Below are 9,543 nucleotides of genomic sequence, written 5' to 3'. Positions count from 1 at the left end.
TAATAAGGGTATTGAGGCGAGGTCAGCCATCATAAACGGCGCAATCCCTTACTCCCAAAAGATTGTTTCCTCACTGGCACACTATAAAGAAGTCGGGCCGGAGTCAATCCAGGCAATTTTACGGAAAATTTTCGCGACCGAGACACTCGATATTTTCTTTTGGCAATCGCCCCAAGCCTTGAAGGAGACAGTGTCAAAAAGGCATTTCTCACAAGATTTTGCTCAATATTCAAAGGAGGTTTTTCGTAAGGGCAGCCCTGACTGGTTCGAAGATGAACTTGACGACAGGGATATTGCGGTAAGTCTCATCCCGCTGATGGGTATCGATCATCTTGAAGGAGTCTTTTGTCTCGTCTTTGATATGTCAACTGTCTATAGCCAATTAGACATTTCATCACGTCTTAGTTTAAGTATTGAATCATCAAAACTTCAGGAACAACAGCTCCGGGAAGCTGAAAAGCATCGAAATCAACTAAAGACTCGACGTCAGGCGCAAAGAGAGTTACTCGCAACAAATAAGCGGCAGAACGTGCAGGCTATCAAACTGGCTGGCAACAGGTTGATGGGCTTTTTGGGAGCAACTATGGTCGTATTGATGGCCGTTTCCCTTTTTCTTTTCTGGTGGTTGGGCACCAGGCGTATCACTATTTTAAAAAACTGGCTGGCCAAGATGACAGAGGGCAATCTTTCCGCCTGGAAAACAGAAATAAATTTACAAAATGCCACCGCCGACAGAGCTGAACTCACCGGCAGTAAAAGAAAGTTGCCCGATACAGGCGATTCAAAGAGTGATCTCACATCACAACGGGTAGTCGCTACAACTGATGATGAAATCGGTGACTTGGGAAACAGCATCAACCTCATGCTCGATAGCCTTGATCAGACAACGGTCTCAAAAAACCTGCTGATGCGTGAGATTGAAGAGAGGAAAAAAATTGAGAGTCAGCTATTGGATAACCAGCAGCGACTAAAAACCATTTTGAACGCGGTGCAGGCCGGCGTTGTGCTGATTGACGCTGAAAGCCGCACTATCGTAAGCGTAAACCCGGCAGCTGAAGCCCTCATAGGAGTTGGGAGCCAGGATATTGTCGGCAGAACTTGCTACAATTTCATCTGCCCGGCCCAACAGCACAACTGCCCGATCGACGATCTTGGCGAGACGATCAACAATAGTCAAAAAACACTCCTTACCGCAAGCGGCAAGGAACTGCCCATCATCAAAACAGAGACCGAAATTACTCTGGGTGGCAAACGGCATTTTATCGCCAGCTTTGTCGATATTACCGATCTGCAGCAGGCAAGGCAGAAACTTGAGCAGGCGACCAGTGCGGCTGAGCGGGCCAGCGCTGTCAAAAGCCAGTTTCTGGCCAATATGAGCCATGAGATCCGCACCCCGCTCAATGGCGTCCTCGGTATGAGCGAAATTGCCCTTGAAAGTGGCCTTTCAGATGAACAAAAAACTATTGTCTCCACTATCAGTAAAGAGGCTAAATCATTACTCAGAATTATCAATGACATTCTTGATTTTTCTAAAATTGAAGCCGGCAAGATGGAAATCGAAACCATTCCTTTCGATCTCTACTCTCTTTGCGAAGAGGTTGTCCAATCAATCATCTATACAGGCGAACAGAAGGGGCTGGAAATTATTTTCTTTATCGAGCCCAATATACCGCCAATGCTCCAGGGTGATCCTGGCCGCATTCGTCAAGTGTTAAAAAATCTCTGCGGTAATGCCCTTAAGTTTACGAGTGAGGGAGAGGTTTATATCAAAGTAGCCTTACAGGAGGATTACGGCGAAGGAGTCCGTCTCCTTTTTTCAATTAAAGACTCTGGGATTGGCATTGCGCCAGAGAAACTTGAGACAATTTTCGAAAGCTTTACCCAGGCTGACGGTACAACGACACGGCTTTACGGCGGCACCGGACTTGGCACCGCAATATCAAAACAACTGGTCGAGCTGATGGGCGGAGAAATAAACGTTGAAAGTAAACCAGGTCAAGGCTCCACCTTTAAATTTCTATTGCCGTTATTGAAATCGCAAACCGCGGATATAACCCTTTTGGCTCCACAGCCTAAACTTGAGGGAATCAGGGTGCTGATTGTTGACGATAATCCGACCAACCTTTTTATTTTGGAAGAGTACCTTAATGCTTGGGGCTGCATCCCTCAAAAGGCGGCAAACGGCGGCGGGGCATTAACACTTTTCAAGAAGGCCATGACTGCTGGTCTCACAGCCTTTGATCTGGTTATTACTGATTATAATATGCCGATTCTTGATGGCTTTTCTTTTGTAGAGGAGATCCGGAATTTTCAAAAAAATGGGCAACAGGTTCCTGTCATTGTGTTCAGTTCTCCTTCCACCAGTAAAGGGGCTGAAAAGAACTGGGCGGGATTAGCGGTCAGCAGTTTTATTAATAAACCGATCCTGCGGCAGGATCTGAAAAGGGCTGTATGTGAAGCGTTAAACCTGCAGACTAAGAAAACACCTGCTCATCATATTGACCAAAGTATGTCTGCCCCTGAAGTTTCAGAAAACGAGGGAAAGAAATATCATATCCTGCTGGCCGAAGATTACCCCACCAACCGGATTGTAGCGGCCAATTATCTTACAAAAGCCGGCTACCAGGTTGACCTGGTCGAAAACGGCAGGGAGGCTGTCCTATTTTTTCAGCAAAATACCTATGACCTTATCTTGATGGATATTCAAATGCCTGTCCTGGATGGCTATGGCGCGACTTTTGAGATCCGCGAATATGAAAGCAGTAAGCCCGCCGGCACAAAAATTCCGATTATTGCCATGACCGCCCATGCCATGAGCGGCTACCGGGAGAAATGCCTTGCCGGTGGAATGGATGACTATATAACTAAACCCTTAAAGAGAAGAGAATTTCTTGAAACTGTCAAACGCTGGCTGCCACAAAACCCAGACAACAAAAAGCACGTTGCGGACAAACCGGCTTCTGGGCCTGAAGTAGATACCGATGGGCCAGTGGATATGGAAAAACTATTTAAAGAAATGGAAGGCGATCAGGAGATTATCCTGGCTCTGTTTGACAGTTTCTCGGAGAGCCTTTCGACGCAGAAAAGCATCTTGCAGCAGGCAGTGTCTGCTGGAGATTGTAAAACAATACGGAATGAAGCGCACTCCATCAAAGGGGCTGCCGCAAATGTAGCCGCTTTTAAACTTTCCGCTATCGCAAAGAAGCTTGAAGCGTTAGGAGACCGCGCTGCCCACGATGAAATACCCCCGGTTTTTACGCAGTTTTTATCGGAAGTAGAGACCTTCATACAGTTTGCCCAAAAATACAAAGGAGAGCACGATGGACTCAATATCGCAAACGCTTAAAGTTGAGGAAGATATGACTTTCGGCAAAAAAATTATGATTGCCGACGACGATCGGACTGCCCACATAATGTATGGGAAAACACTTGCCAACCTCGGGTTTGAAGTGCTTCACGCCTATGACGGAGAAGAAGCGTATTTAATGGCGAAACAAGTATGTCCCGACGTTCTTCTGCTTGATATCGGGATGCCCAAAATGGACGGCCGTGATATCTGTAAAAAACTGAAAAGTGATGCGGCCACCAAGAACATCAAAATAATTATGGTGACCGGCAGGGATAGTGAATTTGATCGTCTTGTCGGTTTTGAGGCCGGCGCCGATGAGTATGTGGAAAAACCCTGCTATCCAAGCTATGTTGAACGAAAGATACGGTCATTATTGGCGAAAAGCTGACCGGCTTATCAGTGTAATCCGGCCCATTCAGTCACTAACCATTTCTTATTGAAAGAATAATTTCATCCTAACTTTCTTACTGTAGTCTATCAACATGGAAGCATTTGTAGGTCACTGCAAATCTCCTTTTTGATATTCTGCCCAGTCCCACAAGCGAGTTGATAAAATACTACAATTTTAAGATGGTTTGGCTAGGCGGCGGGCAGAATATCTCTCTCGGGGATGAAGGTGATGAAACCAAATCATAACAAACAGGAGAGTTAACGATGAAGAAAGTTTTGCACGTGGGTATGGCTGTGGCAGTGGTTACGACTATGACATTAGGGGCGGGTTCCTGCCTGGCGGATGAGCATGGCCGTGATCACAAAAAAGACGGAGCAAAAAACATTATCATGATGGTTCCGGATGGGATGGGAATTTCCAATGTAACGGCGGCCAGGATTTTTAAAAATGGCCCGAATGGTGAGCGACTGGCCTTGGAAAGTTTGAAGGTTATTGGTCAGCAAAGCACCCATGCTGCCAACAGCACAGTCACTGACTCTGCTGCTGCGGCAACAGCTTGGGCAATCGGACAAAAAGCCAATAATGGCGAAATCTCTTGTACCCCAACAGAAACAGGAGACTGTTCCAATGCCCCTAAAACCGTTCTTGAAATAGCGAAGGCCATGGGGAAAGCAACTGGACTTGTTGCAACGTCACAGATTTCTCATGCAACACCGGCAGCATTCGGCGCCCATGCCGGCAACAGGTATTGCGGTGAAGAAATTGCCCGCCAGTATATCGAAGATACCGATGTTGATGTTGTTCTTGGAGGAGGCGTATATTACACCAACACCAAAACCGGCAGATGTCCATGGGGCGCCAGCCTTCCTGGTACCGGCATGGGACAAGACGGTATCATAAGCTCCGCCATGGATAACGGTTATACCGTGGTTGGAACAGAGGATGAATTAAAAGATGCGGTTAAAGGTAAGGATTCCAAAGTGTTGGGCCTTTTCAAAGGTTTTAATGATGGGAAGACCGTTGAGATGTTCCATGTTGATCCCACTGTAACCTATCCCGAAGAAGAACCAACCTTAGCTGAGATGACCGAGGCCGCGCTTGACATTCTTGATGACGACAAAGACGGTTTCTTCTTGATGGTTGAAGGCTCACAGATTGACTGGGAAGACCATGCCAACAGCCAGGAGGGTATGATTGCAGAAACCTTGGGTTTTGAAGCAGCCGTTGAAACAGTAAATAGCTGGTTGAAAAAAGGGCACAACGCCAAAAATACCTTGCTGATTGTTGCCCCTGACCATGATACTGCCGGTTATGCCATTAATGGTCCGTATGGGACATTAAGCAACCAAGGTGAAATAGTTGACGGCGCCTATATCTCCGGTAATCATACCGCAACAGATGTAGTGATCTGGAGCCAAGGCCCAGGCAGCGAGAACCTTGGCAGAGCCCTTGATAATACCGATCTGTTCTCTGTAATGGTCAATGCTTTAGACGATTAATATAATTTCCACCTAGTTTTTTTGGCCCTCCAGAGGGCCGGCAGATCTCCCCCAAAGTAGTAATTTCTGTCGGCCCTCTTTTTTCCCTCCCGCACCAGTAACCACTCGCCATTCTTAACCAACTTTATACGCGAATTTAACCGCAAATTAATCTGTCGCTGCTATCCTCATAAAAAATCAAAAAGCAGAACCAATCAGCCCAAGAGGAGGACAACATGCTTGTCAGTAAACTTGATAAACTCACCATCCTTTCCATGGCCGTTCTAGGCGCTAGCACTGCCTTCAGCCCAGCCCTTGTCAGCACCGCCCACGCGGATGAACGCCATCATGGTGCCAAACAGTTGGAACTGCAGGTTCTGGGTTCGTACCGGACCGGCTTTTTTGACGAGGGCGGCTCCGAAATCCCGGCCCATGATAGCACCAGCCAACGGCTCTTTGTTACCAATGGCGCCGAAGGTAAAATCGATATCATCGACATGCACGATCCGATGAACCCAACTCTCATCAGCCAGGTGGATCTTGCGCCCTACGGCAAGGCGGCAACCAGTGTAGCGGTCAAGCGAGGTTTAGTGGCGGCGGCAGTGGTTAATAATGACAAGCAGCAGAATGGCAAAGTGGTCTTCATGGACACTGAGGGCACTATCCTCAACCAGTTGACGGTGGGAGCCCTGCCTGACATGCTGACCTTCTCAGCCAATGGCAGATACTTGTTGGTGGCCAACGAAGGTGAACCAAACGATGATTACAGCATCGATCCGGAAGGAACTGTCAGTATCATCGACTTGGACTGTGATGACGAGCGCGACGGCAAACATCACCACGACATGACCTTAGGTCAGTGTGCCGCCCAACTGGAGCAGGAATCGGTACGAACTGCCGGATTCACTTCCTTTAACGGCAAGCCTCTGGCCCCTGGCATTCGTGTTTTTGGTCCTAATGCTACAGTCGCTCAGGATATGGAACCGGAATACATTACCATTGACAAAAATTCAAAGACAGCTTGGGTCTCCTTGCAGGAAAACAATGCGGTGGCCGTCATTGACATCAAGAAGGCAAAGGTCGAAAAACTCATCAGCCTCGGATTCAAGGACCACTCTCTTGCTGGCAATGAGCTGGACGCCAGCAACAAGGACGGGGGGATCAATATCGCCAACTGGCCCGTCTTCGGCATGTACCTGCCAGACTCCATCGCCTCATACCAATTCCGTGGTAAAACCTTCATCGTCACCGCCAACGAAGGTGACAGCCGCGATTACGCTGGTTTCAGCGAAGAGGCCAGGGTGAAGGATCTGTCTCTGGATCCGGTGGCCTTCCCTGATGCCGCCTACCTGCAAGAGAGTGCCAATCTCGGCCGCCTGAAAGTGACGACCACTATGGGCGATATTGACAACGACGGCGATTTTGACGCGCTATTCTCTTATGGGGCGAGATCCTTCTCTATCCGCACCGCTGATGGCGAACTGGTTTACGATTCCGGTTCTGACTTTGAACGGATTACTGCGGATCAACTGCCCGCTGACTTCAACTCCCACAACAAAGAAAACAACTCCTTTGATGACCGCAGCGATGATAAGGGCCCGGAACCGGAGGGGCTGGCAATTGGCAAGATCGGTTCCCGAACCTATGGCTTCATCGGTCTGGAACGGGTCGGCGGCGTTATGGTCTACGACATCACTAATCCATACCGGCCCGAGTTTGTCCAGTATATCAACAATCGGGATTTCCTAGGGAATCCAGCCCTTGGCACGGCAGGTGATTTGGCGCCGGAAGGCCTGGCGTTCATTGACGCATCTGACAGCCCGATCAACAAACCACTTCTCGTGGTTGCCAACGAGGTCAGCGGCTCAACCACAATGTATGCTATCGAATTATCCGGTAAGAATAAGGAGCGGTAAGTACTTTTCTGCCACGAGCCGACTAAAACTGTAGAAATCAAGGCGGTTTATATCCACTGAACCGCCTTGATTTTCATCTCTCTTCTCCAAAAACTATCAACTATCTGAGGACTTCCATGGCAACTCCAAATAAATCGGTAGCACAAATATTTTCATTCACCGAAAAGACGGAGGGCAAGCTTCAAAAAGAACCGCCAAAAAAGTTTTTCCGAATGCTGGAGACCTTGTTCAAGCTGAGAAGACTACAAAACATTTATGAAGAGATAGGTCACGAGATGACAGAGAGCCATTTTGCTTCCCGTGTCCTCCAATATCTGGGAATTACCTGTTGTTTAGAACATCACGAAATATCAGAAAGGATTCCTGCTGAAGGCCCGGTAATCGTTGTCGCAAATCACCCTTTTGGCGGTGTTGAAGGCCTCATCCTTCTGTCGTTGCTCTCTAACTACCGGACCGACGTGAAGGTTCTTGGGAACCAGTTGCTCAAACGAATACCTGAATTGGCGACTGAGGTGATAGCCGTGGATCTGTTCTCGGGAAAAAAATCATCAACCACGAATATGCGTGCGCTTCGCGAATCAAAACGACACCTTGACACGGGTGGCTTACTGATCATTTTCCCGGCCGGAGAGGTTTCATCTTTTAAACTTTCCAAATGGGAAATTGCCGATCCAGCCTGGTTCAGGTCGCTGGAGTGGCTTATTAAAAAAACTGGTGCCGATGTGCTCCCCATCTACTTTGACGGACGAAACAGTGTAGCTTTCCAAGTCGCCGGCCTCATCCACCCACGCCTTAAAACCGCCTTATTACCGAACGAGCTGCTCAATAAGAAGAATAAGACCATACACCTTGAAATTGGGCAGATAATATCGAATAAAAGGCTTGCTGAAATTACACATAGTAAGCAGCTTATCGACTATCTCAGATTTCGGACCTACCTCCTTAAACAAAGAATTGTCAAAACCCAAAAAAAGGAGGCGAGCCGCACCCAACAACCCATTGCCCCGCCTGTACCAAGCGCTGAACTTTGGCAAGATATCTTCAACCTGCCATCGGGTCAATTATTGGCCTCTAGTGGGCACCTTACAGTGTATTACGGCTATGCCCACCAACTACCCAATGTTCTTCCCGAATTAGGGCGACTTCGTGAAATGACTTTCCGCAATGCCAATGAAGGCAGTGGCAAAGCCCGCGACATCGATCAATTTGATGATGATTATTTGCACGTTTTTGTCTGGCACGATACGTCCCATGAAATCATCGGGGCGTATCGCATGGGCGATGTGCAGGCCATTTATACCGCAAAAGGTGCTAAGGGCCTTTATACGAGCTCCCTTTTCTCTTACAGAAAAATGTTCTTTGAAACGATCGGTCCATCTCTGGAAATGGGACGCTCGTTTATTCGTCCAGAATTTCAAAATTCATTTGGCCCGCTGCTTTTGCTCTGGAAAGGCATTGGCCAGTATATTGCCAGACATCCCCAATATCGAATACTCTTTGGTCCTGTCAGTATAAGCCGCAGCTACAGCGATTTCTCCAGGCAACTGATTGCAGCATCGTTGCAGAAGAACTTTCTTTTGCCGGATCTGGCCAGGCATGTAAAGCCTCATCGCCCTTTAAAAATTCATACTCAATCTGTCAAAGGGTGTGCGCATGATGCTGTTTCTGATTTCGTCGACAATATCGACGAAGTTTCGCGTTTGATCGGTGACATTGAGGTGAATGAAAAAGATATTCCGGTTCTGCTGAAATTTTATCTCACCCTGGGCTGCAAGTTTCTGGCTTTTAACGAGGATCCGCTCTTCGGGGACGTGCTCGACGGCCTGGTTCTGGTTGATCTGTTGGAAACAGATTGCAAAACCATTCGTCGCTATATGGGTGAAAAAGGGGCTCAGAGTTTTATCAATTACCATCACCCCCAAAAGATGTCAGTGGCAGTCTGATACTATTTTTTTAGAAAGCAAGCTCACAAAGAAAAGGCTATGTTAAAAATTTCTAGAGTCGTGAGGTATTACACCCTTAAATTCCGTCGTCTCAAAGCTGAACCGGCATCGCTGGCCAGAGGCGTTTCACTTGGCTGCATCATCGGCATAAGTCCAACTCTGCCGTTCCACACTGGTCCGGTTTGGGTGCGGCGGCACAATGGTGGTGCGTTGGGCTTTATGTGGTGCGCACGGCGCACCCTACGTTGTCTGCCTAAATGGGAAAATTCAGTTTATTAGATTAACCCAAGCAGAAACTTTGCCATGGGAATACATTGGACCCTGGTGGCCCCGGTATTGATTACATCCTCATAGTCGTTGGTCAGCAGAATGGTTTCTGCCGTTTCATGTCCTTCCAGCAGTTTTCGGAAACAAGCCAGCTCCCGATCCGGGATGGCGCTTTCTGATACATCTTCATACCAAACCT

7 protein-coding genes are annotated in these 9,543 nt (G+C 47.8%); 6 read left to right on the top strand and 1 reads right to left on the bottom strand.

Features of this window, described 5'->3' with window-relative positions:
- From HQK80_13655 to HQK80_13630, 6 genes are all read left to right on the top strand, one after another.
- The coding region (locus HQK80_13655) for a response regulator (protein MBF0223248.1) at positions 1-3,346 on the top strand (3,346 nt) is incomplete at its 5' end.
- Positions 3,321-3,737, top strand: coding sequence for a response regulator (locus HQK80_13650; protein ID MBF0223247.1), 417 nt, complete (start codon positions 3,321-3,323; stop codon positions 3,735-3,737). The genes HQK80_13655 and HQK80_13650, both read left to right, overlap by 26 nt.
- 266 nt (positions 3,738-4,003) lie before the next feature.
- Entirely contained in the window at positions 4,004-5,239 is a 1,236-nt protein-coding gene (locus HQK80_13645; protein MBF0223246.1) for an alkaline phosphatase, read from the top strand.
- 254 nt (positions 5,240-5,493) lie between these two features.
- Positions 5,494-7,134, top strand: coding sequence for a choice-of-anchor I family protein (locus tag HQK80_13640; protein MBF0223245.1), 1,641 nt, complete (start codon positions 5,494-5,496; stop codon positions 7,132-7,134).
- Positions 7,135-7,250: 116 nt separating this feature from the next.
- Positions 7,251-9,077, top strand: a complete 1,827-nt coding sequence (locus tag HQK80_13635; protein MBF0223244.1) for a lysophospholipid acyltransferase family protein — start codon at positions 7,251-7,253, stop codon at positions 9,075-9,077.
- Between the two features lie 60 nt (positions 9,078-9,137).
- Positions 9,138-9,356 (top strand): DUF2062 domain-containing protein, encoded by a 219-nt coding sequence (locus HQK80_13630; GenBank protein ID MBF0223243.1) that lies wholly within the window; start codon positions 9,138-9,140, stop codon positions 9,354-9,356.
- Here the strand turns inward: HQK80_13630 and HQK80_13625 are convergent.
- On the bottom strand, positions 9,353-9,543 hold a 191-nt coding region (locus tag HQK80_13625; protein ID MBF0223242.1), incomplete at its 5' end, for an ATP-binding protein. The two genes, HQK80_13630 and HQK80_13625, sit on opposite strands and share 4 nt — an antisense overlap.

It is taken from the genome of Desulfobulbaceae bacterium, from assembly GCA_015231515.1.
Lineage (GTDB): Bacteria > Desulfobacterota > Desulfobulbia > Desulfobulbales > VMSU01 > JADGBM01.
This window is presented reverse-complemented; position numbering and strand designations above follow the sequence as displayed.

Coding starts and splice junctions, on each gene's coding strand:
- HQK80_13645 (MBF0223246.1), top strand. CDS start 4,004: ATGAAGAAAGTTTTGCACGTGGGTATGGCTGTGGCAGTGGTTACGACT.
- HQK80_13635 (MBF0223244.1), top strand. CDS start 7,251: ATGGCAACTCCAAATAAATCGGTAGCACAAATATTTTCATTCACCGAA.
- HQK80_13640 (MBF0223245.1), top strand. CDS start 5,494: ATGGCCGTTCTAGGCGCTAGCACTGCCTTCAGCCCAGCCCTTGTCAGC.
- HQK80_13650 (MBF0223247.1), top strand. CDS start 3,321: ATGGACTCAATATCGCAAACGCTTAAAGTTGAGGAAGATATGACTTTC.